At 36.9% G+C, this 25,191-nt stretch carries 20 protein-coding genes and 1 tRNA gene; 12 read left to right on the plus strand and 9 right to left on the minus strand.

Going from position 1 to position 25,191, the window contains the following annotated elements:
• Positions 1-43: 43 nt before the first annotated feature.
• Both ahpF and ahpC read right to left on the minus strand, forming a co-directional pair.
• The gene (ahpF, locus tag ACAY00_RS00400; protein ID WP_371375687.1) at positions 44-1,600 is read right to left on the minus strand and encodes an alkyl hydroperoxide reductase subunit F; all 1,557 of its coding nucleotides are present in this window, start codon (positions 1,598-1,600) and stop codon (positions 44-46) included.
• Between the two features lie 73 nt (positions 1,601-1,673).
• A complete protein-coding gene (gene ahpC, locus ACAY00_RS00405) occupies positions 1,674-2,237 on the minus strand; it encodes an alkyl hydroperoxide reductase subunit C (RefSeq protein ID WP_371375691.1) in 564 nt (187 codons plus the stop codon).
• Between the two features lie 422 nt (positions 2,238-2,659).
• On the opposite strand from ahpC, the gene ACAY00_RS00410 reads away from it, so the two are divergent.
• From ACAY00_RS00410 to ACAY00_RS00430, 5 genes are all read left to right on the plus strand, one after another.
• Positions 2,660-2,734, plus strand: a tRNA-Arg gene (locus tag ACAY00_RS00410).
• 247 nt (positions 2,735-2,981) lie between these two features.
• A complete protein-coding gene (locus tag ACAY00_RS00415) occupies positions 2,982-3,746 on the plus strand; it encodes a hypothetical protein (RefSeq protein WP_371375694.1) in 765 nt (254 codons plus the stop codon).
• A complete protein-coding gene (gene prsK, locus ACAY00_RS00420) occupies positions 3,668-5,032 on the plus strand; it encodes an XrtA/PEP-CTERM system histidine kinase PrsK (RefSeq protein WP_371375697.1) in 1,365 nt (454 codons plus the stop codon). The genes ACAY00_RS00415 and prsK overlap by 79 nt, the downstream gene beginning before the upstream one ends.
• A gap of 11 nt (positions 5,033-5,043) precedes the next feature.
• Entirely contained in the window at positions 5,044-6,417 is a 1,374-nt protein-coding gene (gene prsR, locus ACAY00_RS00425; protein WP_371375701.1) for a PEP-CTERM-box response regulator transcription factor, read from the plus strand.
• Between the two features lie 15 nt (positions 6,418-6,432).
• Complete coding sequence (locus tag ACAY00_RS00430; RefSeq protein WP_371375703.1) at positions 6,433-8,379, plus strand: acyltransferase family protein; 1,947 nt, start codon at positions 6,433-6,435, stop codon at positions 8,377-8,379.
• Positions 8,380-8,408: 29 nt separating this feature from the next.
• Here ACAY00_RS00430 and ACAY00_RS00435 read toward each other — a convergent pair whose 3' ends face one another.
• Genes ACAY00_RS00435 through ACAY00_RS00455 form a run of 5 tightly spaced genes read right to left on the minus strand, consistent with a single transcriptional unit; the run spans position 8,409 to position 14,269 of the window.
• Positions 8,409-9,443 carry an XrtA/PEP-CTERM system-associated ATPase gene (locus ACAY00_RS00435; RefSeq protein WP_371375705.1) on the minus strand — a complete coding sequence of 345 codons (1,035 nt, stop codon included), beginning with the start codon at positions 9,441-9,443 and terminating at the stop codon, positions 8,409-8,411.
• 1 nt (position 9,444) lies between these two features.
• A complete protein-coding gene (locus tag ACAY00_RS00440) occupies positions 9,445-11,037 on the minus strand; it encodes a TIGR03016 family PEP-CTERM system-associated outer membrane protein (RefSeq protein ID WP_371375708.1) in 1,593 nt (530 codons plus the stop codon).
• The gene (locus ACAY00_RS00445) at positions 11,018-12,013 is read right to left on the minus strand and encodes an XrtA-associated tyrosine autokinase (RefSeq protein ID WP_371375711.1); all 996 of its coding nucleotides are present in this window, start codon (positions 12,011-12,013) and stop codon (positions 11,018-11,020) included. The genes ACAY00_RS00440 and ACAY00_RS00445 overlap by 20 nt, the downstream gene beginning before the upstream one ends.
• 1 nt (position 12,014) lies before the next feature.
• Positions 12,015-13,592, minus strand: coding sequence for an XrtA system polysaccharide chain length determinant (locus tag ACAY00_RS00450; RefSeq protein ID WP_371375715.1), 1,578 nt, complete (start codon positions 13,590-13,592; stop codon positions 12,015-12,017).
• 17 nt (positions 13,593-13,609) lie between these two features.
• A complete protein-coding gene (locus ACAY00_RS00455) occupies positions 13,610-14,269 on the minus strand; it encodes an XrtA/PEP-CTERM system exopolysaccharide export protein (RefSeq protein WP_371375717.1) in 660 nt (219 codons plus the stop codon).
• 225 nt (positions 14,270-14,494) lie between these two features.
• On the opposite strand from ACAY00_RS00455, the gene ACAY00_RS00460 reads away from it, so the two are divergent.
• The 4 genes from ACAY00_RS00460 (at position 14,495) to ACAY00_RS00475 (ending at position 18,809) form a co-directional block, all read left to right on the plus strand.
• Entirely contained in the window at positions 14,495-15,880 is a 1,386-nt protein-coding gene (locus ACAY00_RS00460) for a TIGR03013 family XrtA/PEP-CTERM system glycosyltransferase (RefSeq protein ID WP_371375720.1), read from the plus strand.
• Between the two features lie 16 nt (positions 15,881-15,896).
• Entirely contained in the window at positions 15,897-16,823 is a 927-nt protein-coding gene (locus tag ACAY00_RS00465) for a glycosyltransferase family 2 protein (RefSeq protein ID WP_371375723.1), read from the plus strand.
• A gap of 89 nt (positions 16,824-16,912) precedes the next feature.
• Positions 16,913-17,902: an endonuclease/exonuclease/phosphatase family protein gene (locus tag ACAY00_RS00470; protein ID WP_371375726.1), complete on the plus strand. Its 990-nt coding sequence runs from the start codon at positions 16,913-16,915 to the stop codon at positions 17,900-17,902.
• Positions 17,903-18,011: 109 nt separating this feature from the next.
• Entirely contained in the window at positions 18,012-18,809 is a 798-nt protein-coding gene (locus ACAY00_RS00475) for a sulfotransferase family protein (protein WP_371375729.1), read from the plus strand.
• A gap of 25 nt (positions 18,810-18,834) precedes the next feature.
• On the opposite strand, the gene ACAY00_RS00480 is transcribed toward ACAY00_RS00475, so the two are convergent.
• Both ACAY00_RS00480 and ACAY00_RS00485 read right to left on the minus strand, forming a co-directional pair.
• Positions 18,835-19,938, minus strand: a complete 1,104-nt coding sequence (locus ACAY00_RS00480) for a hypothetical protein (RefSeq protein ID WP_371375733.1) — start codon at positions 19,936-19,938, stop codon at positions 18,835-18,837.
• Between the two features lie 24 nt (positions 19,939-19,962).
• Positions 19,963-20,820, minus strand: coding sequence for a glycosyltransferase (locus ACAY00_RS00485; RefSeq protein ID WP_371375736.1), 858 nt, complete (start codon positions 20,818-20,820; stop codon positions 19,963-19,965).
• Positions 20,821-21,071: 251 nt separating this feature from the next.
• Between ACAY00_RS00485 and ACAY00_RS00490 the strand changes: the two genes are divergently transcribed.
• The 3 genes from ACAY00_RS00490 (at position 21,072) to ACAY00_RS00500 (ending at position 25,180) form a co-directional block, all read left to right on the plus strand.
• Positions 21,072-22,571: a lipopolysaccharide biosynthesis protein gene (locus ACAY00_RS00490; protein ID WP_371375739.1), complete on the plus strand. Its 1,500-nt coding sequence runs from the start codon at positions 21,072-21,074 to the stop codon at positions 22,569-22,571.
• Between the two features lie 277 nt (positions 22,572-22,848).
• Positions 22,849-24,198, plus strand: coding sequence for an O-antigen ligase family protein (locus ACAY00_RS00495; RefSeq protein ID WP_371375742.1), 1,350 nt, complete (start codon positions 22,849-22,851; stop codon positions 24,196-24,198).
• A 34-nt stretch (positions 24,199-24,232) separates the two neighbouring features.
• Positions 24,233-25,180, plus strand: coding sequence for a sulfotransferase family protein (locus tag ACAY00_RS00500; RefSeq protein WP_371375745.1), 948 nt, complete (start codon positions 24,233-24,235; stop codon positions 25,178-25,180).
• Positions 25,181-25,191: the final 11 nt, after the last annotated feature.

The following is a 25,191-nucleotide window of genomic DNA, read 5'->3' on the forward strand; positions in this document are numbered from 1 at the left end:
TCTACTTTGGTGCTTTTTTTGGTTTTAGTATTAGTGCATTGAATTAGCTGGCTTTTAGTATGTGATCAAAGGCTGAAAGTGACGCTTTAGAGCCTTCACCCATGGCAATAACGATTTGCTTATAAGGAACCGTGGTCACATCACCACAAGCAAATATACCAGGCTCCGATGTTTGCCCTTTTTGATCAATGATGATCTCACCAAATGGCGTGCGTTCTACTAAACCTTCAACAAAGTCACTGTTTGGAACTAAGCCGATTTGAATGAAAACACCTGACAATTCCAATTGTAAATCTGCTCCTGTGGTTCGGTCTTGATAGCGAATGGCGCTGACTTTGTCATTTTGAGCAACAATTTCTTTGGTAATGACATTTTTCACAATTTCAATTTTGTCGTGGGCTATAGCCTTATCAACCAATACTTTGTCTGCTTTTAGTTCAGGCAAAAACTCTAGAACCGTTACTTTTTCAACCATATTGGCCAAATCGAGAGCTGCCTCAATACCCGAGTTCCCACCACCAACGACGGCAACCTTTTTACCTTTAAAAAATGGTCCATCACAATGAGGGCAATAAGCAACGCCTTTACCAACGTTTTCTTTTTCCCCTGGAATATTCAGTTCACGCCATTTAGCACCCGTAGCGATGATCACTGTTTTTGATTCAATGATTTCACCAGAGCTTAAATACAATGTTTTAATTGTCCCTTTATTAATCTTCTCAACTCGAACATGCTCTTTAATCGTAATGTCGTAATCGTGTAAGTGGGACTGCATATTCTGCGTTAATTTGGCACCTGTCGTTTGAGATACAGAGATTAAATTTTCGATATCAACGGTATCTTTGACCTGGCCACCAATACGATCGGCAATGAGGGTAACGTTTAGGCCTTTACGAGCTGCGTAAATCGCTGCCGCAACACCGGCAGGTCCTGCCCCTAACACAGCAACATCTTGCAATGGTAATGTTTTAACTGGTTTCGATTGCAATTGATCATTAAAGCGACGGTTCAATTTTTGAATGATGTCACTGATCTCAATTTTACCGTTGGCAAAAGGCTCACCGTTAAGATAGACACTTGGAACACCTTGAATGTTTTTTTGTTTAATGAGTTCAGGGTAAAGGCCACCATCAATCATTTCAGAACTAACGTTCTGATTAACAAGAGCAAATTGATTTAACGATTGAACCACATCAGGGCAGTTATGACAGCTCAAGCTTACAAATATTTCAAAGTGCATTGGCCTGTCGATATTTTGTAATGCTTGAATAATCGCTGTATCGAGTTTTAATTTTGCACCTGAAGATTGTAAAATAGCCAGTACTAAAGAGTTGAATTCATGGCCACTTGGGATCCCTGAAAAGGCTATCCCATTGAATTTATCATCTACTTTTAAAGCGAAAGATATCGGGCTTTTAAGGCCTAATGGTAATTCAGACTCAATCAAATGTAGCTTTTCTGAAACCGAAACTAACTGAGTGAGAAAGTGTTTTAAGTTAGAGCGTTTAGTATGCTCACCAGGGTGTAAAACTAGGGTCACATCCTTTGCCATATTGGCAGTATAGGTTTTTAGTGTGGTTAATATCTGATTATTAAGCATAAGAGAGTCCTTAAACGGATGAGCAAAAGTGGGTTAAAGTCACGGCCAAGCCGTGACTAAAAACGGATTAAGGTTAGATTTTTCCAACCAGATCTAAACTTGGTGTTAGGGTTTCTTCGCCTTGCTCCCAAGCTGCTGGACACACCTCGCCATCATTATCACGAACGTATTGTGCGGCTTTCACCTTGCGTAACATATCCTTAGCAGAGCGTCCGATCCCTCCGGCATGAATTTCCCCTACTTGAATAATTCCATCTGGATCGGCTAAAAAGGTACCTCGATGAGCCATATGATCTTCTTCTATCATCACATCAAAGCCACGAGTTAGATGCCCTGTTTGATCGCCAAGCATTGGAAACTTGATTTTGCTAATAGCGTCACTGCTGTCATGCCAAGCTTTGTGTGAAAAGTGAGTGTCTGTTGACACGGCATATACTTCAACATTCAATCGTTGTAATTCTTCATACTGGTTTGCCATATCTTCTAATTCTGTAGGGCAAACGAAGGTGAAATCTGCAGGATAGAATAAAAAGATAGACCATTTACCTTTTACACTGTCTGATGTGACTTCTGTAAATTGGCCATTGTGAAATGCTTGTGCTTTAAATTCTGGGATAGATTTGCCTATTAATGCCATATGTAGATTCCTCTTGTTTCTATGGTTAATGTTCGATATTCAGCAACTTGATTGCTGCGATGGGGTTATCATAGAGAAATCTTATCGTTCATTAAAATTAAATAATGAGAATATCACGTTCAGTTTTTTAGAATAACAGGTTGGTTGAATGTGAATATGATTGTTTGCACTATTCAATGTTTAGTGCCCATATTGGGCATGTTGAGATCACAACGTAGTATTTTAATCGACAAGCCATCATGACGATAAGCTAAGCGGTAGCAATAATGACATTATCGAGTAATCGTTTTTGGCTAGATTGTATATTAAATCAACAAGATACTTTGAGGGTTGCTGTAATATTGAGCAGTTGTGGGTTGTTTCTTCAGTGACTTGATATCTTTATGGAAATCAATAACGTTATCGCATATAATCCGAGCGTTGCTCTCGTGGTGAAATGGATATCACGTGGACCTCCGGAGTCTAAATTGCAGGTTCGATTCCTGCCGAGAGCGCCATTGTTTGTCTTTGGTTATTGTCTGGTTATTTTCCCTCTTTATTCTATCTGTTCTCTGCTACCTTTTCTCTTACTCATGAGCGTTCGAGATTAATGCGCTTGTATTCGTGGTATTTTAATTAACAAGATTATAAAAACAGTTTTCACACCTTTCTCTAACAAAATATTGAACGCGAAAAGAGCAAAACTTTTGAAATCAACTATTATTAACAAATAGTTGATTTCATAGATAATAAAAAGAGAAACTAATGGAACAAATTGGCTTGGTAGGGTATGTCCTCGCAACCCTTGCCTACGGCGTATTTTTTCTACTTCTATTTGTCACCAAACAAAAAACCATGATCAGTCATTTGCTTTTACTTGCAATTGTGGCTGGTATTGCTGCGTCGGTGACAACCGCATTGCAATTATTTTTAAGCTTTTCTTTATTAGTCGCTTTCTTTGTCGAAGCTGTGAAGCTGGCATTGTTTACCATATTTATTTTGTCCATCCGTTATACACCGCAAAATAGCAAACAGCTTATTAGTCATCCTACCGTTATTAAATACTTATCATTGATGACTGTTGCACTGGCCTTGTCTTTAGCCAGCGTACTTTATCAACAAAGCTATTCTTTGATGTTTTTAACATTTCTTTCTCTCAACCTATACCCTTTGGTGTTATTGGAGCAGCTATATCGTAATGCCAGCGATAAAATCCGTTGGTCTTTATGGCCGCTTATTATTGCTTTAGGGGCTCTGTTTGTCTTTGATTTTATTTTATTCGCTCAAGGCGCCTTAATAAAAAGTCTTGATTTTAATTTTTGGTATTCAAGGGGCTATATTGCAAGTTTGGCGGTGCCATTTTTTATGTTGAGCAGCAAACGAATAAAGAATTTAAACGCGGATATTTTTGTTTCAAGAGAAGTCGTTTTTTACAGTTCAATGCTCGCCATTTGTGGTATTTACCTATTATTACTAGCGTTTGCTGGTACATTATTCGTTTACTGGACGGTCAATGGAGTGAATTTTTAAGCGTTTTATTTTTGGCTGTTGGTTTTGTCGTGTTGACCGTTTTATTAATCACCAATCGCTTTAGAAGAAGGGTTAAGGTATTCATATCAAAACACTTTTTTGCCAATAAATATGAATATCGAGATGAATGGATAAAGGTTACTAAGGCTTTGCAAACTTGCCATCATGGCAGTGTCACCGATAATTTATGTAAGGTGATGGCGGATAGTATTGGGGTAGCGGATTGTATGTTGTTAAAAGCCTCAGCGACCGGACAATTAACCGTGATCAGTGAAAAAACGCTCGCGTGCAACGACGAGCAACTTCTGCAATTAAAGTCTATTGTGAGCTTTTGCCAAGCTAAGCAGTGGATTATTGATGTTTCAGAGTATGAACAAAATCCTGCGCTCTATCAGCCCTTAACTTTAGATATTGAACCTCTTAAAAACGCAAGAATGGCAATAATGGTGCCAATATATCAACGCGATAAGCTTTATGGTTTATTTGTTTTGTCGCGCTTAACGGAAGCGCCCATTCTGAATTGGGAAGATCGAGATTTCTTATTTGCGGTATCAAAACAATTAGCTAATTACTTATTTTTACAACAGGCGCAAGAAGAGTTGGCGCAAACTCAGCAGTTTGCCATGTTCAATCAAATGTCGGCTTTTGTGTTACATGACCTAAAAAATATTGAGGCACAATTGGCATTAATTATTACAAACTCTAAGCACCATCGAAACAATCCAGAATTTATTCTTGATGTGTTTGATACGGTAAATGCCGCCAGTCAGCGCTTAAATAAAGTGATAAATCAATTGAGAAATAAAGGCTCAGAAATTCAGCCACATGAAATTGATAATATTAATTTGTGTTTGTTGTTGCGAAATATCAGTGAGTTATGTAATCAAAGAAAACCAAAAGTAGATATTGAGTGCGCTCCAGAGATCCAAATCCAAATGAACAAAGAGCGATTGAAAAGCGTGTTATTGCACTTGATACAAAATGCCCAAGATGCCTGTGAAAGTAAAGGCGAAGTAAAAGTGTTCGCCGATGTTAATGGTCAGCATAATGGCAATAAACGGGTGATCATTAAAATAATCGATACAGGGTGTGGCATGTCAGAACAGTTTATTAAAGAAAAGTTATTTAAACCTTTTGTGACCACAAAAGGCAATGCAGGTATGGGGATTGGCGCTTTTGAAGCAAAACAATTTATTCAACAGCATAATGGTGATTTGTCGGTCCAAAGCTGTTTGGAGAAAGGGTCAACGTTCACGGTAAATTTACCAGTATCGAGTGTGAGTTAAAGGAAGCAATTATGACGGAAAAATTACTCATTGTAGATGACGATAAAGGTATTCAAAAGCAACTCAAGTGGTGTCTTTCTAAATACAAATGTTTGTTTGCAGATAGTAGAGAGCAGGCAATTAATGAATTGCGTTTGCATGAGCCGAAAGTGGTTTTACTCGATCTTGGCTTGCCGCCAGATCCTGCTAATGCCAGTGAGGGCCTTAAAGCCATAGAGCAAATATTAGCACTTGCTCCCTTTACCAAAATTGTGGTGATTACGGGGAATGATGATCATAAGGTGGCATTGGATGCTATAGCTAAGGGCGCTTATGATTTTTACCAAAAGCCGGTTGACCCTGAAGTCATAAACGTCATTGTCGATAGAGCATTTAACTTAGCATCTATTGAATTAGAAAATCGAGAAATGCGCGAGTTTGCTGGCGCCGAACACGGCATTATTGGTGCTAGTGAAGTGATGGACCGATTACGCACGATGGTTCGTCGTATTGCTCCAACCGAAATCACAGCGTTATTACTTGGTGAAAGTGGCACCGGTAAAGAGGTTGTGGCCAATGCGATTCATAAGCAGAGTAATCGTAATAAAAAAGCATTTATCGCGATAAACTGTGCCTCAATTCCAGAATCTTTACTTGAAAGTGAACTTTTTGGTTTTGAGAAAGGTGCGTTTACAGGGGCTCATAAAACCACGAAGGGCAAAATAGAAATGGCTCAAGGTGGCACTTTATTTTTAGATGAAATTGGTGATATGCCATTTAATTTACAGGCAAAGTTATTGCGCTTTCTCCAAGAGCGGGTGATCGAGCGTATTGGTGGGCGTCAAGAAATAGGAGTGGATGTACGAGTTGTTTGCGCCACCAATCAAAATTTATCTCAAATGGTTGATGATAAAACGTTTCGGGAAGACTTGTATTATCGCATCAGTGAAATGATCATCCCCATTCCGCCACTAAAAGACAGGGAGTTTGATGTACTTATTTTAGCTCAGTATTTTTTATTGCAATATGCCAAAGATTACAATGTTAAAGTGAAAGGGTTTTCTGACTGTGCGTCAAAAGCGTTAAAAGCCCATCATTGGCCAGGCAATATTCGAGAATTACAAAACAAAGTAAAATCGGCGGCAATCATGGCTCAAACTCCTCAAGTTACGGCCATCGATTTAGGCTTTATGACAGAGGTCAATGATGACCGAGAACTGTATGATTTTAATTTACGTATGGTACGTGAAAAAGCCGAATCAAAAGCCGTTGAACAAGCCTTTGCTCTTGCCGAGGGCAATATGAGTAAGACTGCAGAATTATTAGGAGTTACTCGTCCCACCCTATATGGCTTGGTGGATAAGTACAAAATAACGTTTGATTTACCTAACGTTGAAAGCAAATAGAATATTGGGGTAGATGTGGAATATCGTAAAGATATTGATGGCTTAAGATCTGTTGCCGTTCTATTGGTCATTTTTCACCACGCGGGCTTTGGCTATTTTTCTGGCGGGTTTGTTGGTGTTGATGTGTTTTTTGTTATTTCAGGCTTTCTCATCACTTCCATTATTTACCCTAGAATATTAGCTCAAGAGTTTAGCTTTAAGTGGTTTTTTACTCGTCGTTTAAAGCGACTGATGCCAGTATTATATTTTGTCATTTTGGTGACCTGTATTGCCTTTAGTTTTATCCTGTTGCCAAACGACTTAACAAAATTATATCAAAGTGTTGTCTGGGTAAGCTTTTATATAGGAAACTTTTTCTTTTGGATTCATCATGGAGGTTATTTTGATGGTAATTCATTAGATGTGCCATTGCTGCATACTTGGTCCCTAGCGGTAGAAGAACAGTTCTATTTTGTTTGGCCATTGATGTTGGTTATTTTGGTCAAATTGGTTAAACCCAAAGCATGTCTTGCTTTCGTTATTGCGCTGTGTATCTTTGCGACGTTATTTTCGCAATGGGGCACCATAAATACTATTGGAGCGGCCTATTATTTACTGCCCACTCGATTCTTTGAATTATTGATTGGTGCTGTTATTGCCATGGGCTGGCGTAAGTATTTTGCTTTACCGATCTTGGCGCATCACTTTTTGTCTATAAGTGGCTTAAGTTTGATTTTTGCTAGCGCCTTCATGCTTAGCGAACACTCACCTTTTCCCGGTTTTAATGCGCTATTTCCTGTATTAGGTACAGGCTTACTGATCATCAGTTATCGCGGAATTGGTAACCACCTGCTGAGTAAACCATTTGCCGTATTTACAGGTCAAATATCTTATTCGCTATATCTTTGGCACTGGCCAGTGTTTACCTTTATGCGGTATAAGTCTATTGAACTGTCGTTATTAAACGCAACATTGGCGATAGTCATTATTTACATTTTGTCATATTTTTCATGGAAATATATTGAATGTCCGTTTAGGGTTGCGCAAATAAGACCATTTCGGCAAGTGTTAATGCGCTATTATGCGTTACCAACCATACTCCTGACGGCTTTAGCAACGTTTAATATTGCCAATGAGGGGTTCCCTTCACGTTTTTCCGATGATGTCGTCTTAATGGACAGGTCAATAAATTCAAATACCCATGCACTGCGTAAGGGGTGCCATGCAAGTTTTCGTGAGAGTGAACAATTACCCAGTGAGGAGTGCGTAATAACAAGTGGGTCTGCAACGACAAAAAGCGATAAAAAGCTTTTTTTGATTGGTGACTCTCATGCCAATCATTTACTGCCGTTTATTCAAGCTTTAACTCAAGATTTAAATATCGATACCCAAGATTATACTTTGGATAGATGTCTGCCTGTATTTGATTTACCTTGGGGTACCAATTTGGTCTTTGCCAAGCGATGTATTGATCGTAATTTAAAAGCACTTGAATACATTCAAAATAATGACTTTCAATACGTGGTGCTAGCAGCATCTTGGCCTGATATTACAACACGACGTATTATCAGCGATGAGCCTTTGTCCATAGAGCAAAAGAAAATGTTTTTTCAGCAAAAGCTTTTTGCCTCGATAAATGCAATTATTAACGCAGGGTCAGTCCCTATTCTTATTGAAGACATTCCATCGCTGCAAGGTAAGAGCCCTAAGTGCCCTATCCGCAAGAGAATATTCAATGACAATTTAGATTGCACTATCGAAAGGCCCAAAAACCAACTGATGGCTGATGTAATCCATAACATTGAAAAGCAATATCCACAGGTGAAAGTGATTCGACCAATGGATTTATTTTGCGATCAAACAAGCTGTCAAATGGTCTTAAACAATATCCCTTTATATCGAGATGACAATCACTTAAGTGCATTGGGTTCAAAAGAGCTTGGTGTGCAATACCGCCAATCATTGGACACAGTGTTTCAATAATATGTTAAATGATTGCTGAAATGGACGAATTAAGACTTGTCATCCTCAGAAATCGTCAGGTTTTTGAGTTTTATTAACTTATCTAAATAGCGATTCATTTTTATTTTGGGCTCTAACGCCTCAGTTAAAAAATCATCTATTTTAGTCAATGCCGTGCTGATGTTGTGGCTGGTGTTTAAAATTGATTTATCGTTTGGTTGTTCTGGTGTTCTGGTTGTTTGAATATTCGGTTCCAGTTGATTAAGTGATGCAGTGAGTTCGAGTTTCATTTCATTGATAACTTTTTGCACTGTTTCAGCGGTAAAGTGTTGTAAGTCATTTAAAAAACCATAAAGCATGATTCTATCTGCTAACAAATTTATTTTGCGAGGAACTCCACGGGTGATTTGTTGGATTAATTGAAAACACTGAGGATCAAAAATATTGGGGCTTTCTAAACCGACAGTGGTTAAGCGATGGCCAATATATTGCTCAATTTCTTCGGTTGTTAACGGTTTTAGATGACAAGACGCGATGATCCGTTGGCGAAACTGTTCCATTTCAGGTGTTTGTAGGTGGGTTTTTAATTCTTCTTGGCCAAGCAAGAAGCTTTGTAATAGAGGTTTATTGTTGTGTTGAAAGTTCGACAACATCCGCAACTCTTCAACGGTATCTATGGGTAAATTCTGCGCTTCATCCACAATAAGTAAACACCTCTTGCCCTGCTGATGAACATGGTTTAAGTGTTGTTCGATGGCTTCTAAAATCGATGCTTTGGTATTCAATTCAGGTTTTAAGCCAAACTCTTTCGCGACAAAGGATAATAAGTCGGTCGGTGATAAATTGCTTGAAACAATTTGAACCGCTTCAATGTGTGCGCCCTGAATACGATTTAATAAGTTCTGCGCTAGGGTGGTTTTACCGGTTCCAATAGGGCCGGTAATTACAATAAAGCCCTCTGCTTGATCTAAACCGTACTCTAAATAAGATAAAGCTTCTCTATGTTTCGGCGACGGAAAAAAGAACTTGGGATCTGGACTAAGTTGAAAAGGCTTAGCATTGATGCCATAGAAATCTTCGTACATGTTAAAACTCTTTATTCACTAGTAATGACAGTCTATTTTCTTTATAAGCGTTATATCGACCACCAGATGAGCGATTTAAATGGGATGTTTGCACATTTAGATTCAACGACGGGGTTAGGTTTTTAGAGTAATTAAGCGAATAAAACCGATAAAGACTTTCTCGTTGAGTGTTATCTATCTGATTCTGGTTAAAGTCATTACGATTAAAAGATGCGTTAACACTCAGTGATGATCTTGGCGTTAGATCGCGATAAAAAGAAACGCTGGCTCTGTCGTAGTAATCATTATTATTTACTGACAGATTCTGCCTTTTGTTACGGCTAGCGTTAACCTCCACTTTACTGCGTCTAAAATGGTAGCCAATATTTATACTTAGCGCTTTTACTAAAGAAAATGATTCAGATTCAATTGGGTTTAAAACGGTGATGCTATCGATCAATGTATAATCAGAGAGGTCAATGTCAATTTGAGGGTCGATAATGCAATCAGAAAAATCAGTTTGGGTCTCACTTAAACACCAGACCTCAGCCATCGATTCTTCAAGCTCTAATCGATCAAATGCGGTGATGCTTTCTGAATAGTTAATGTTAGTGCTTAGGCGTTTGAAAGTGTGGCTGAAATTAAAGTCATAGGAATCACCATAAAATCGGTTTGAGAAACCCCCTTTTAATTGGGTTCTCTTACTAGGTTGCCACGACAAATTACCAGAAATGTTGTTTTCATTCTGCCGATCTTCTGATTGAGTCGAAATCGAATCATTGACATTGTTAACCCAATTGTAAGCAAGGTCTAAATATAAATGATCGTTTGCTAACCAGCGAATTCCAACTCCAATTGATGAATATTCCGGTATTCTGCGTCGGTTTAAATTTCCTTCCAGCTTTTCATCATAGAACCTTAGAAAGGGATTTATTTTTAAGTTAGTGATTAGTCCTGTGGTTAATTCGAAGCGGTAATTGGTTCCATTCAAATTTCTATTTTCATAATCAGAATAATTGCTATCCATATTCCAAAAAATGTCTCTTGCACTTACCCCATTAGAAGAATTAAGTTTAATTTTATAACCTTCTCTTTCTCCTATACCATCCGCCGAGCTATTTTTTGACAATATGGTTTCAGAGTTAAAAGTCCAAGAGGGAAAATTAAGGTTGTAAGCTAACCCAGCTTCGACAGATCTCGTTTCCGTGGTATCACCAGTAACGATATCAGCAAGTGAATTACGGGCATTATTTTTACTAACATTATTGATACCAGTTTTTAATGTTACTGATAGTCCATCAACGGGAGTAAAATAAGTAAAATCTATATTGCCTTCGTTATAACCACTATCAATATTATGGTTATGACTGTAATAGGCTCGAGTTAGGGTATAGTTTAAGTCTAAACTCACTTTAGATGTGTTCAATTGACTGCTAAACCCTGGTGAAACGAGAGTCACCAAAGAGCTTTTCTTATCAAATTTTGACAATGTTATATTGTCAGAATATGTTTCCTTTAGGGAGAGTTTTTGCGTTGTATTTATCTCTGAAGCATGGTTATAGGTGATATACAATAAATAAAGTAGAGCCCCAAACTTAAGCTTTTTTCGAGCCATAGCCATATCCATATCCATATCCATAATAACCATATGCAGCATTTGGGGCATAAATTGCTTTATTTAACACCGCGCCTTTCGCCATTGTATCTGGTAATAGTTCATTGGCTTTTTTTATTTCCTCCAAACTAGAATGATTTTCTTCAACTACCAATAGTGCTTGCCCCATCAGTTGGGCTAAAACTGAGGTTTCGTTTATACCCAAAAGTGGAGGACAATCAAATAACACAATTCGGTCAGGGTAGCGTTGCTGCAATTCTTGACATAACGAAGCCATTTTCTCACTAGCAAGAAGTTCATTGGACAGGTGGTGCGGGGTCCCTGCCGGTAAAATTTTTAAGTTTGGAAAACTGGTTGGATGGATAACATCAGCTAAATTTTTTATTTTTCCATTAAGATAATCGAGTAAACCTCGCTTTTGAGTGAAGCCTAACTCACTAGGAATACTGGGCTTTAGAACATCGGCATCTACTAACATCACCGTTTTATCTTGCTCTAACGCAATACTTAATGCGAGGTTAATGGAGATAAAGGTTTTGCCTTCATTAGCTTGAGAACTTGTAACCATGACCAAGTTTGAGTTCTTTATGGTTTTAGAAATTACCCCAAAAGCATTGTTCAACAACTTTCTTTTTATTTGCCTAAATTCTTCTTTTAATAACAGTTGTTCTTTTGTTGATGCTAAGTTGTCGGATTCGTGGTCAGGGTTGAACACTAAATAATTTTTTGATCCTAATAAATGAGCATTTAGTTCTATTGTCTCTTTTGGTTTTGAGAGCGAACTAACCTCTTTTGATTCAGCGACTTTTTCGGATTCGCTCTTATCCGATGGGATGTTGGTTTTAGATATTAGTTCTTTATCTTGTGATTGTTCAATAGCAACGCCGTTTTCGGTAGCTGGCGCTATTTCAGTGTCTGCAGTTTGAGCCAGTTGCTGGAGTTTCTTTCTTTTAATGGCTTCTTCTATCGTCGACATATTAAAAAAACCTCGTAATGTATGGCAACAATTGGTCGGAAAAGTGGTAGTAGCTAATTAGACCGAACAGCATTAAAGTTAACATTAAATTTGATGCCAAAAATAATCGTTTTTTTCGTTTTAATGATGGGATTATCCCTAAATTTGAGTTTGCGGATACGATTCCAAATATAGGTAAATTGGTTTCTCTCGTTAGCTGTGATGCAGAGATAACTTTTGGATTGATGGAATTTAGTAAGAATGAAAGCCCAAGCCCTAATACAATGCTGGCGACAAAAGCTAAAATAGCAAATAAGGTTCTTTTAGGACCTGTAGGTTCAATAGGAAACTTAGGCGGGTCAATGACTCGAAATTGGATCTTTTCAGTACTTCGTTCTGCTTGTTGCGCCAGTTGTGCGCTTTCTTGCCTGTTTAATAGCTCTTCATAACGCTTTTTGACTATGCTGTAATCTCGATTTAAAGACATAAACTCGGCATCCACTTCAGGGATGGTTAGTATTTGCTGTTCCAAAATTGCAATTCGGTTCTTATAATCTTCAACTCTTACGGTCAATGAAGCTACATCGTTTTCCAGTTCGTTAACTTGAATCTTCATTTCTTGATAAACAGGGTTTTCATTGAGTACTTGAAGGGCATCAGGGTTGTCTTGTGAAGCGGCTTTAAATTGCTCAATTTCTTCACTCTTGGCAATATTTAATTGCTCTAATCGACGTTTTAATTCTTTTACGTCTGGATGTTGGTCGGTAAAGCGCAAAGATAGGGTATCGAGATCTGCTTGAAGTTGTTTAATTCTTTCATCGAACTGGGTTACCATTTGAATCCCAGATCCAGTTCCATCACCTTGTAGATTTTTTTGACCATTTAGCTGAGCTCTTGCGGAATCGAGTCTGGTCTGAGCTTCTAGTAGTTTTAATTCGGCTTCTTTAAGCTTGCCTTTATTGATGGCAAGAGCACCAGTGTAATCACGAGCATTTTCGGGTAATGAAGAATGGTATTTTTGTTTGAAGTTTTTCAAGCGAGTTTCAGCCGCAATCAACCTAAGTTCGTATTCGTTTATTTGTTGATCAAGAAACTTTTGAGCTGTGTCCGAATCTTGCCTGCTTTCGCCAAGAGTGTTTTCAATAAAGACCGTTAGGGCGGATTGAACAATATTTTGAGCAAGTTCGGGATTGGCTTGTGAACTTGATATGGTAAATATATTCTCTCTGCCAGTGCGAGATACCTCTATTTTGTTTTCAAGACTGTCAATTACTCGTTCAAATTGCTCTGAAGTATCGACATTTAAATCGAGGTCGTTCATTCTAGCGATGCGTTCGAGATTTGGCCTTGAAAGTAAAGTTTTTACCATCAATTGGATTTGAATATTGGGATCAGTTTCAACCATCAGGCCTTTCATCAAAGGTCTTAGTAATGACTGTGTATCAACATAAACACGAGCTTCGGACTCGTATTGATCTGGCATTAAAGTGATACTGAACCATGCTAACGGGCAGATAAGCCAAGTTACTATGATGATATAGTGTTTTTTAGACCATATTCCTAGCATCATTTCTTTGATTAGTATGATTTGTTCTTGCATTAGCAGTCTCTTTTAACTTAAAACCAAGCTTCTGGAATAACAATTATGTCACCAGGGAGAATGTCTACATTTGCAGAGATCTCGCCACTTCTCACCAAATCTTCAATGCGAAGGGTATACTCTTTTTGAATTCCATCTTCAATTCTGACTAGGACTGCATCATTTCCATCAGCATATTCGGTCAAACCGCCTACAGCAATCATCACATCAAGTAAGGTCATATATTGTTTGTAATTTACAGCGCTCGGATTAGTTGCTTCACCAATAACTCTGACTTGTTCACTATAAGGGCCGACAAAACCAGACATTGACACCGTTACAATTGGCTCTCGTAAATAAACGCTGAGTTGTTTTTCTATCGACCTAGCTAATTGAGTCGGTGATTTACCCGCAGCTTCAATGTCCTCAACTAACGATGTGGTTATTTTACCGTCAGGTCTAACAATAAAAGAACCAGAGACCTCAGGATTTCGCCAAACAAAAATATAAAGCCTATCCCCAGGGCCAATTAAATAGTCATAGTTGTCGGCGTTTGTTGTTTTAGCTTGATGCAATGTTGCTTTCGGTAGCGAAGGGTTATTGGAGTTGCAGGCTGCTAACGATAAAATGGTAATAAAACATATGGCAAAGCATTGCAATCTAACCTTTAGGTATCTGAATGCATTGGAATTTAACATCTTAGGAAACCTTAAATAGTAATTTTTGTTGTTAATAAAAGACTAGACTAAAGAAAAAAATATGCACAAATTTAGACAAAAAAATTTGCTATCTAATTGATTGGTCTATTATTACTTACAGTTGATATAAACAAAGCTCACAAAGATACTCACAAAAGGTTGAGTGTCATCATCAGCATTTGTGGCAGATAAAAACTATTCAATTGTTGTTAAAGGATCTAAGTCGTGAAGTCTCATTTTTATAATCGTTACCATTCCTCCGTCAAATTATTGGTCTTGCTAGATATCATTATCATTTTTGTCATTACCCTCGTCTTTCACTGGCAAATTATTCTTGAAAATAGCGCTAATTATAAAAACTATGGTCAGATAGCTACTTTTATAATGTGTTTTCAATTAATTCTGTTAAGTCTGGGCTTATATCAAGTAAAACTTAGGGAAAGTTACAGTGGTATGTTCCGTCGTATTTTTTTAGCAACCTTGTGTACTTTTGTTGTTTTTTCATTGGTTAATTTTCTTATTTTTGAAACTATTTTTAACAACCGTTCGATAGTTCTGACTTTATTGTTTAGTGGCATCTTATGTTTTGGTTATAGGGGAATCTTTGTTAAGTATGATGTGTTTAATATATATAAAAGAACCGTTGTTATTTTAGGAACTGGGCAAAGAGCCGAAATTATTGAAAAAAGAATGCGCCGTAAAGTTGATCAGCATGGTTTTACTATTCTGGGTTTTATAGCAATGAAAGGAGATAAAGAAGGTTGTATTTCTACTGATAAAATAATCTCTTACCCTGATGATTTTATTGAATTTATTCAACAAAACAATGTGAATGAAATCGTTGTTGCTAATGATGAGCGAAGAGATAATCTGCCTATTGAAGACCTATTTTATTGTCGCTTAAAAGGTGTTCAAATATCTGAAATATTGGACTTTATTGAAAATGAAACTGGTCAACTTGCCGTCAACTTAATGTATCCATCATGGATTATTTACTCGAATGGTTTTACTTATAACAACGACTTTAAAAATGCGCTAGATTGGTTATTTAATGCAGTTTTAGCAACTATTATTTTCATTCTCACATGGCCTCTTATGTTATTAACCATCATTGCGATTAAAATAGAGGATGGAATCACTCAACCATGCTTTTATGTGCAAAACAGAGTTGGTCAAAATGGGCGAGTCTTTCAGATCATTAAATTTCGCAGTATGATTCAAGGTGCCGAAAAAAATGGTGCCCAATGGGCAAAAACAGGTGATAGTCGAGTGACTAAAGTTGGAGGTTTTATCCGAAAATATCGCATAGACGAGCTACCTCAACTTTTCAATGTGCTTTCTGGTGATATGGGATTTGTAGGACCAAGACCTGAAAGACCAGAATTTGTGAATCAGTTCAACGCAAAGATTCCTTATTATAATGAAAGACATAAAGTTAAATCAGGGCTTACCGGTTGGGCTCAGCTAAAATATCCATATGGCGCCAGTATGGAAGATGCTCAAGAAAAGCTGAAATATGACCTTTACTATATTAAGCACCGAAGCTTTATTTTGGATATATTAATATTACTGCAAACAGCAGAAATTGTTTTGTTTGGTAAAGGGCGTTAGCAAGGTGTGCACAGAAATGAGTGGGCTAGTATCCATTATTATACCTATTTATAAAGGGAAGCGTTTTATTACAAAAACTGTAAATAGCATCCTAGAGCAAGACTATAAAAACTTTGAATTGCTATTGATTAATGATGGTTGTCCTGATGATAGCGGAACTATTATTGAACAGATATCGGCAATGGATAAAAGAATTAAGTGTTTCCATAAATCAAATGGGGGAGTTGCTGACGCACGTTTGTTCGGAATTAAGCGAGCTAAAGGCGATATTATTGCCTTTTGTGATCAAGATGATTTATGGACGAAGGATAAGTTAAGTCGGCAAATGCCTTTATTTGAAGACCCAAATGTGGGGTTGGTTCATTGTGGTGCAATTAAGGATGATATTAATTTAGGGGTTGCATTTAGGCCTAAGTTACACCCTGAATTACAAGGGCAGATTTTTGACCAATTGGTTCAAAAAAATCGTATCGTCAGTTGCACTGTTGTAACTCGTAAATCATTGTTACAACAATGTAATGCTTTTGACAGAGATAAATCGATTATGGGGGTTGATGATTGGCTTGCTTGGTTAAAAATTTCTTTAGCTTGTAAGGTCGGTTATGTTCAAGACTATTTAGCTGTAAGAACTATACACGGTGATAATTACTCATTAATTGAAGAAAAAATGCATCAGGCCGAAATTACCTGTATTGATAAAATACAGACATTATCTGCTAATTACCATCACAAAGTTAATTACCCCAAGTTAAAAAATCAAATTCATAAACGTTATGCCAGTTCATATATAAATAATGGTAACTTTAGGCTTGGAGCTATGTCATTTTGGCAGGCTCATGAATGTTATTCTGATACATATGCACTATTTAAGGCAATAATTTACAGAACAACACCTGTGCCCCTACTTACACAACTTCAATCGATATATCGCAGAGTTTGTTAATTTTAAATTGATGATATCAATATACTTTTACCTAATAAATTTTAAGTCATTATATGCAAAGGCGATAAAATTGCGTTGGTATCTTTTTTATGAGTACTAGCTCTGTTTGCAAAAAGCTTTCTCAGTTTTTCTTGGGAACTTTCTTTTTACTCTTTGTTGCTACGCTAACCTGTTGGGTTTTGCCTTGGTCTAAATATTGGTCGTTGATTGAAGATTTACTTTTGTATATGCCAAGGTGGCTTATTTGGTTACCCTTGGTGTTGTCAGGTGTTTTTTATCCAAGTTTCTTTTTTCAGCAAAGGCACAAGATTGTTTTTGTTAGTCTATTAATATTAATTAGTTATTTGGATTTTCAACTTCCTGCATATGATTTATCAACTCCAGAGCGAAAGCCAGAAGCCTTGAGTTTGATGAGCGTTAATATGGGCGGTGGTAATTATAATCCGGAGATCATCTCTGAAATCGCCAAGAACAGACCATCAATCATCGCTTTTCAGGAAACACCGGGCCAAGTTGCTCGTCAACTTATCCCAAAAAATTGGTATTTACATTGCCGAGGTCAAATGTGCTTAGGCAGTATGTATAATTTTACTTTTGTTGATGGCATAGCGAGAAAATCATTGGGTGGTTGGGGAAATTTAGGGTTGTTATATCAACTAAAATGGCAACAAAGAACGCTTTATATAATGAATGTGCATTTAGAAACACCAAGAAAAGGTTTTGAGCAGTTCCAATGGTCAAAACTAAACTTCAGGTCTTTATTGGAAAGCAGTGAAAACCGATTTTTAGAAGCCAAGATTGTGTCAAATTGGGCTCAGTTGATAGCCCCTTTAATTATTGTTGGTGATTTTAATATGACTGTAGAAAGTTCCATATACAGAAACGCATTTGGTCGATTTAATAATGCTTTTAGTCAACTTGGTTTTGGTTTTGGTAGAACTAAATTTACTCGATTTCACGGGCTCAGAATAGACCATATTTTGTATGATCATTCTTTTCAAGCCGTCGTTGCTAATGTCGGTGATAACTTTGGTAGTGATCATAAAGCAGTGTATGCTGAACTGATATATAATAATTAAGTTCATTTTGAAAATGGCAACTATAACAATGTTTTGCGTTATTTTTAAAAGTTTTAAATCGATTACATATGGTCATTAATAATTTTATAAATTAGTAGTGGGATTTCTCGTGACAATAAAAAGTAAAATCAAAAAACTAACAACTTTGGCGTTAAATCCGAAAATTTTTGCCAATAAACCCCAATGCTTATTTATTTTGAGCCATATGCGAAGTCGCTCTTCGTTGCTTTCACATGTGCTAGGCAGCAATGAAGGTATTTGCGGCTATAGCGAATCACACAATAGTTATCAGTCTTATTATGACCTAATTAAATTTAAAACCGCTTTAGTTCAAGAGCTTGAAAGTGATTTTAATGAGCAATATTTTCTCGATAAAATTTTGCACAATAGATTGGTCATGACTAAAAACATGCTTGATTTTATTGAACCTAAAGTAATATTTTTACTGAGAGAGCCAGAAAGTACGATCAAAAGTATTATCAATATGGGGCGAAAAACCAATGTTGATTGGTATCAGGATCCTAAGATGGCGACAGAATATTACTGTTCTCGTTTAATGCAACTCAAGGAGTATGGGCAGTGGTTGAATGGGGGTTATTATGTCTTAGACTCCGAACAGCTTGTCGATAACACGGACGATATTCTTCCCAAGATAAGCCAGTGGTTAGAATTGAAAAAACCTTTAGTAAAACAATATAAGAAATTTGATAAGACGGGCAAAATCGGCTACGGCGATCCGTCGGCAGAAATTTTGCGGGGCGAGATCAAGAAAACCCAAGGTTATCCTGAGATCAGCTTGCCTGAATCACAACGACAAAAAGGGCAGCAGGTATTTGAACAGGTCTATCATTATCTGACTAAAAACCAACAGGTATTGTCGCCAAACCAAGAAATGGATTTGGTTTAAAATCAAATTATTGGAATTGTAGGTGTTATCTTGGCATTGATAATACCCGTTTTAATGAATTAAGCACTAACTTGTCAGGGCTTAGGAACTTTAAGTAATACTGATAGTTATTTTGCATCATGGCGTACCTTTTTTCATCGTTCATTAAGCTTTTCACCTGCTCTAAACACTGCTCAGTATTGTTAAAGGCCAAGTAATGTTTACCTTCTTGTATTTGACCAAAGGTTTGCGATAATAGCTCTTCACTCACCACCGCTTTAGAGAGCGCGATATATTCGCCAAACTTCCATCCAATTGATCCCGCTAAGCCCGTTGTCGTTATGCAGACTGAAAATTGCCTCAGAAAATTGAGGTATTGTCTCTTTTGGGTAAGCTGGCTTTGGCTAAAGACGATATCAGGACAAATGGATTGCGCATATGCACTGTTAATCACGCCCCCTGTAAAGAGTGCCCCATATTCTTTTTTCAAAGCTCTGATGCAGTCAATGCGCATATCATTTATCGCTTTTCTGTCGGCTATTTGTTTCGGCGTTAGGTCATAATCTTGATCAAATTGCGGTTCCCATAAGCGGGTGATAAATAGGATATTAAACGGCAACTCAGGTTGTGGTGGGCAATGTAGCTCTTTTAATCTAGGGAGATAAGACAAGTGACTTGCTGTATCCAGCTCTCGAATAACGGCTTTAATTTTGTCTTTGACATTACCAAAGGCCCATCGCCTTTGAATCGAGTTTAATGTTGTAAAATCGTTATGAACCATGAAGTTAAGATCAAGAGGTGCGACTTTGTCCGACATTTGTTGGTGAATGGAATGATTGAAACTTCTTTTAAAATAGATATCGCACCAAGCTAAAGCCTGATGATCAAGGGCATGGGCGTCAACGGCATCGTAAAATACTTTTATGTTTTGATTGACGATAGCCCTTAACCCTCCTGTGTGGACCCCTGCCACCTTGTATTTATTGTTTTGATAGTGGCTAGACTGACTGTTGATATTTTGTGTTAGGTTTATAAGGCCTTGCTTGTCCAGTAAGTCAAAACCAGTATAAAGTTGCTGCAAATGAATGCTGTCACTGACAATTTGCAATTGGCATGAAATAGTCGAATTGTTTTTATTGCTCTCGTTCATAGTATTAAGTTATTGATATGATGGTTATTGGCCATGTACTTTTACGTATTCATTGTGTTTAAAACCAAATAAGCCTAAAAGAGTACCAAGAGCAGAACTGATGCGAAAAAGCCCTCGATAAAGCCTTGATTTTTTTAGTGATAAAGTGCCCAAAAGAACATCCCCAAGACCACGAATGCTTCTAAGTATGCTAAATACAACCGCTCTAATGAGTACCCTTAACAGGCTATCTTCAAACAAATGACTGCGGGTATAACCGATACCTGAACGTAAGCCCCGCTTTAAAAACCAACTCAGTGTGGCTCTTGAATTTGGAAACTCTTCCAGTACAGGAGCATCAGCATAAATGGCATAAATCCCTTGTTTGGCGCATTTCAGGGCGAAATGAAAATCGCTAGCCCCTGTTTTAGCAAAACGAAAATCAAAAGGAGGGTAAAAACGTTCAAGTACTGGTCGTTTGATTAACACATTATTGGTATAAAATGTCGGTAGCTTTTGACCTGATTTAAAATGATTCTCGCCATATATTAGTTCGGTTGCCCACTGGGGAGTGTTTTTGCCAGCCACAGATATCACATGACTGGTAACAACGTCGGCTTGATAATTTTTTGCTGTATCCAATAACTTAAGGGCCCAGTCGTTATCTTTTGGCCATTCATCATCATCAATAAAAAGTAGATACTGCGCAGATGTTGTTAAAAAATGCTGCACACATTTATTGCGCGCTGCAACAATGCCGGTTTGCTTTTCAGTAACATAATAAATAGGTAGGGTTGCTGTTTTATTCATGGCGGCGATATCCGCTTCACAATCTGGATCACAGGCGTTATCTACTACCAAAATATCTAGCAAGATATCGGCTTTTGTTTGTTGTTTTTGCAATGCAAATAAAAGCCTTTTCAACCATAAAGGCCTCTTGTAAGTAATGACTGCAATCGTCGCGTGGATTTGTGTATGAGACATTGAAATTGCCGTAACTTTTTATTTTTTATTTTTATAGTCTAGTATGCTAATGAGCATTTAGAAAATAATAAGGTTAATAAGACAGTAGGTTAACCTGTTATTTTTATATGACTTTTCTTTTTAATAAATTTAAAAAATCATCTACCAAGTAAAAAGCATAAGAAAAAAGCATGAAAAAACAAGTCGTCTCAAGCTCGTTTTACAAGACCATAGAAGTCGCATGTTTATTTGCTTCGTCGATGTTTCTTACGCCCTATTTAGTGACTCACCTAGGTATGGAAGATTATGGCCTTTGGGTATTGGCATTATCGGTGATTTCTTGGTTATTCATTCTAGAATTCGGCTTTCCTGAAGCGTTACAAAGAGAAGTCGCCATCGCTATGGTGAAAGAAGATAGCACCGAGCTTCAAAGTTTATTTTCAACCAGCTTATTGTTGTTTTTAGCTCTAAGCGTATTGGCAATTTTTGTTGTGGTTTTATTGGTTGTGACCGATGTTTTGGCTTTATCTGAATACAGTAATGCAAAGATCATAAAGACATGTTTACTACTCTTATCTCTTAAATTGCTCTATGACTTTCTTTTCAATTCCTATCATGCCTTTTTGATGTCTATTTTACGATTGGATATAGATCATAAATTATCTACCCTTAATATTCTTTTGAAAACAATCGCAATGTTCATTTTAATCCCTAAATTGGGATTGTGGGGGGCTTTAATCGCTTCTTTGGGAGCTGATTTTATTAGCAATACCATTAAAATTTTATGGATTAAAAACGCTTTTCCAGCACTTTCTTTTAATATTCTGTTGGCTAATCGACAGAAACTGAACCATCTGTTTCATTTTGCTAAACATGTTTGGCTCGATATTGTTGCCCGAACATTAAACCTTAAAAGTATGCCAATAGTCATAACTAAGCTATTGGATGTGTCATTGGTGGGAGTGTACAGCGTACTAAATAATTTGGCCGTTTACGTTTCTAGTTTTATCTATGCTTTGAATGATTCTCTGATCCCCGTCTTTAATAAAAAATTCGCGCAACAGGAAGACTTGCAGTCATTGTTTGATTTAAATGTCAGAGTCAATATATTTTGCGCAACCTTGTTTTATTTACCTTTGGTGTTATTAGGGGAAAGTTTTGTTTTATTGTGGCTTGGTAGTGCATTTTCTGAGCATATTTATATTCTGTACTTTTCTGCATTTGTCTTGTTACTTAAATCCATTAGTATTCCAATAAATCAGGTGTTACTCGCACAAGCCAAGCATCAGTTGATTGCTCGCACCAATTTATTTTCAGCTATTGTCTCTATTATCTCAGCGATATTTTTAGGAAGCCACTTCGGCCTAAAAGGTATTGTTTTTGCTGCTAGTGTAAGCTTTTTATTGTTTGAATTTGGCGTTAGCCTTTTGTTAATTAAAAAGTTCACGGGGTTTGCTATTGCAAGTTTATGCAAGACATTAGCTATGGCATTTTTTTTGATCCTATTTTTCTTTCTGTTTTTTCAATACATACAACTCAATGCCCTAATTAAAACTTGGGGAAATTTGTTTTTCGTTAGCATAGGAGTATTTTTAGCCAACATATTGCCATGTTACTTTTTACTATTAAATCAATCTTTAAAACAAATGCTTAATAAGCAAATACATCGTTGTCTTAGAGCAATTTATTGATTTTTATAACACTATTAGGTTGAAAAGTAGATATTTTTTGCTAGGTTGAAAGTGTTAACAATAATAATTAAGTGATCAGAACCATCATCTGTTATTTTTTAATTTTTTTGATACAACAATTCCCAATAGATAATAAAGTTTTTCATTGACTGTGACTTGTTAGAAGGGAGTATAGAAGTGTCTGATTTCAAATGTTTTGATAACGAAAATGAATATCAACAAGTTAAGTGTGAATATGAGTATTAGTTCACTATTGTAATGTTATCAAGGGATTAACATGCAAACAGAGAGTTCAACCATCTTACATCAAGGCATTCATAAACAGGTACGCACAAACGATTCTTTGTTAGCTTACTTGTTTTTATTTTTGTATACCGTATCAGTGTTAATTAGGCCACATGAAATGTTTATTGAGACCAGGTTCTGGATCGCAATAAAGGTTTTTGCTATTTTAGCTCTCGTCTTTATGGCAGCTTTTCAAAGGCCGATTAAAATTATTCCTCAGCATTTTATGCTTTTAGTGCTCTTTCCTTTCATTGTTTTTTCTGGTTTTTTGAATGGTTCAGGGATGTTGGGATTAGCTTTTGCTCAAGTGTTTTTCATATCCTTTGTAATCCCGTTTTTTATGTTTAGCTTATGCCTTTCAACAATTAAACGACAACAGTTAATTATGTTGGTGTCATTAATTGCTGCATCTTTGATGGTACATAATGGATACGTTCAACAAATTACATCAGATGGCTCTGGCTGGGCTCTTGGCACTTATTCCGTTGGGAAATTTGAGCTTGATGAAAGAAGGATCACTTATCTTGGTTTCTTTAGAGATCCAAATGATATTGGTCAATTTTTGATTATGAATATCCCCTTTATTTTTTATTTCTTTATTAAAGGTGGAGCGATAACAAAGACCATCATGCTGATCGCTTTAAGCGGTATGTGCTATGGCGTATATTTAACTGGCTCAAGGGGGACAGCTGTAGGTTTAGCTGGACTTGTTATGTCTTATTATTTAGTTACTCGGGCAGGGGCTAAGTTTTTTTTATGGTGTATTATTATTGCCCCATTGGGCATGATAGCGATTGCAAGTTTACAATCTAGTATTGATCTCTCTGCTAACCAAAGACTTTGGGCTTGGTATCATGGACTTCAGATGTTAATTGATAATCCTATTTTTGGGGTTGGTAAATATCAATTTTTTGAACATCATGGCCGTGTAGCACACAACTCTTTTATACAAGTTGCCGCCGAACTTGGCGTTCCTGGTTATAGCTTATGGTGCGGAGCATTAGTTTCTAGTATTTTACCTTCATATCTTATTATTAACCATTTAAAGAAACATACAGATTTAGTTAATAACCTTAATCAAGAACAAAAAGATGAAATTTTATTAAATAAAACTCTACTATTTTCGATGATTGGCTATTTCATTACCGCATTCTTTATCAGTCGTTCTGATACGGTTTTAATTGCCATTTTTATGGGGATGTGTGTTGCTGCCAATTATCGCATCATTAAACGGGTGCCAGAGCTTGCTAAGTTTTTCCTCGGTAATTACATATTGCATAGTATGTTACTAGCCTGGGTTATTATTATCATGGTCTACCTTTCATTAAAATTAGGTTTGTAATATATGCTCGTTGCGACAACCCCTAGGAGTTCATATGTTTAGCCGCCCTCTCATCGTTATTGGAATGCACCGAAGTGGTACGTCTGCTTTGTCAGGGGAGCTATCACGCTTTGGGGTATTCATGGGAAGAAAGTTGTTTAAAGCACAAGCAGGAGTAAATGAAAAAGGCTTTTGGGAAAACAGCCAAGTAGTCAAATTAAATGACTTGATTTTGGATGGATTAAAGTCGAGTTGGGATAATCCTGTACACCTAAATATAGAGCAACAAAATAGTTGTTCAGATTTTGTTGAACTTGGCCAAGCCCTAATAAAGCAAGAATATGCAAACAAATTGCTTTGGGGGATGAAGGATCCTAGGACTACCATATTGTTACCTTTTTGGCAGAATGTATTTAGTAAGAGTCACATTAATCCAATCTATGTACTCATTGTAAGAAACCCTTTAGAGGTTGCTGAATCATTACGAAAAAGAGATGGTTTTAGTCGGGATAAAAGTTTGATGCTTTGGCTTAACTATAATTTTATGGCGATAGAATATAGCCAGCCAGAAAACCGCCTAATATTCAGCTTTAGTGAAGTAGTAAACCAACCAGAAATTATACTAAATACCTTAAAAAAAGAATTTGATTTGCCTTTTCAATCACAAACGTCTCAAAGTTTTATTGATAAACGGTTAAAAACCAATAACACGGAATTTAGCCTAGAGGAAGGCGACTTTCTTTATTGTCTCAGCCAAAAGGTGTATCTGGCACTATTACAATTTGATGCGCCTCAACTTGAACAATTGAAAGTCGATTATAAACAGTACATTGAACAACTCAACCCTGTGTTATTAGAACACTTGATTCAGATTCAAGAATCAGAATCTCATTATAGACAGTTATTTGAACAAGCCTACAATAGCTTTTACTGGAAATTGTTTCGCCCTTTTAAGAAAGTTGAAGAAGGTATTCGCAAGTTGTTGGCCACACAACAGAAATGAATGTTGAAATC

Source organism: Thalassotalea sp. 273M-4, assembly GCF_041410465.1.
In the GTDB taxonomy this organism is placed as follows: Bacteria; Pseudomonadota; Gammaproteobacteria; order Enterobacterales; family Alteromonadaceae; genus Thalassotalea_A; species Thalassotalea_A aquiviva.

Bases quoted from the DNA above. Each gene is read 5' to 3' on its own strand.
- ACAY00_RS00495 (WP_371375742.1), top strand. From the start codon at position 22,849: ATGCAAACAGAGAGTTCAACCATCTTACATCAAGGCATTCATAAACAG.
- ACAY00_RS00445 (WP_371375711.1), bottom strand. From the start codon at position 12,013: ATGTCGACGATAGAAGAAGCCATTAAAAGAAAGAAACTCCAGCAACTG.
- ACAY00_RS00465 (WP_371375723.1), top strand. From the start codon at position 15,897: ATGAGTGGGCTAGTATCCATTATTATACCTATTTATAAAGGGAAGCGT.
- ACAY00_RS00455 (WP_371375717.1), bottom strand. From the start codon at position 14,269: ATGTTAAATTCCAATGCATTCAGATACCTAAAGGTTAGATTGCAATGC.
- ahpF (WP_371375687.1), bottom strand. From the start codon at position 1,600: ATGCTTAATAATCAGATATTAACCACACTAAAAACCTATACTGCCAAT.
- ACAY00_RS00440 (WP_371375708.1), bottom strand. From the start codon at position 11,037: ATGGCTCGAAAAAAGCTTAAGTTTGGGGCTCTACTTTATTTATTGTAT.
- ACAY00_RS00470 (WP_371375726.1), top strand. From the start codon at position 16,913: ATGAGTACTAGCTCTGTTTGCAAAAAGCTTTCTCAGTTTTTCTTGGGA.
- ACAY00_RS00480 (WP_371375733.1), bottom strand. From the start codon at position 19,938: ATGAACGAGAGCAATAAAAACAATTCGACTATTTCATGCCAATTGCAA.
- ACAY00_RS00500 (WP_371375745.1), top strand. From the start codon at position 24,233: ATGTTTAGCCGCCCTCTCATCGTTATTGGAATGCACCGAAGTGGTACG.
- ACAY00_RS00435 (WP_371375705.1), bottom strand. From the start codon at position 9,443: ATGTACGAAGATTTCTATGGCATCAATGCTAAGCCTTTTCAACTTAGT.
- ACAY00_RS00415 (WP_371375694.1), top strand. From the start codon at position 2,982: ATGGAACAAATTGGCTTGGTAGGGTATGTCCTCGCAACCCTTGCCTAC.
- ahpC (WP_371375691.1), bottom strand. From the start codon at position 2,237: ATGGCATTAATAGGCAAATCTATCCCAGAATTTAAAGCACAAGCATTT.
- ACAY00_RS00450 (WP_371375715.1), bottom strand. From the start codon at position 13,592: ATGCAAGAACAAATCATACTAATCAAAGAAATGATGCTAGGAATATGG.
- prsR (WP_371375701.1), top strand. From the start codon at position 5,044: ATGACGGAAAAATTACTCATTGTAGATGACGATAAAGGTATTCAAAAG.
- ACAY00_RS00490 (WP_371375739.1), top strand. From the start codon at position 21,072: ATGAAAAAACAAGTCGTCTCAAGCTCGTTTTACAAGACCATAGAAGTC.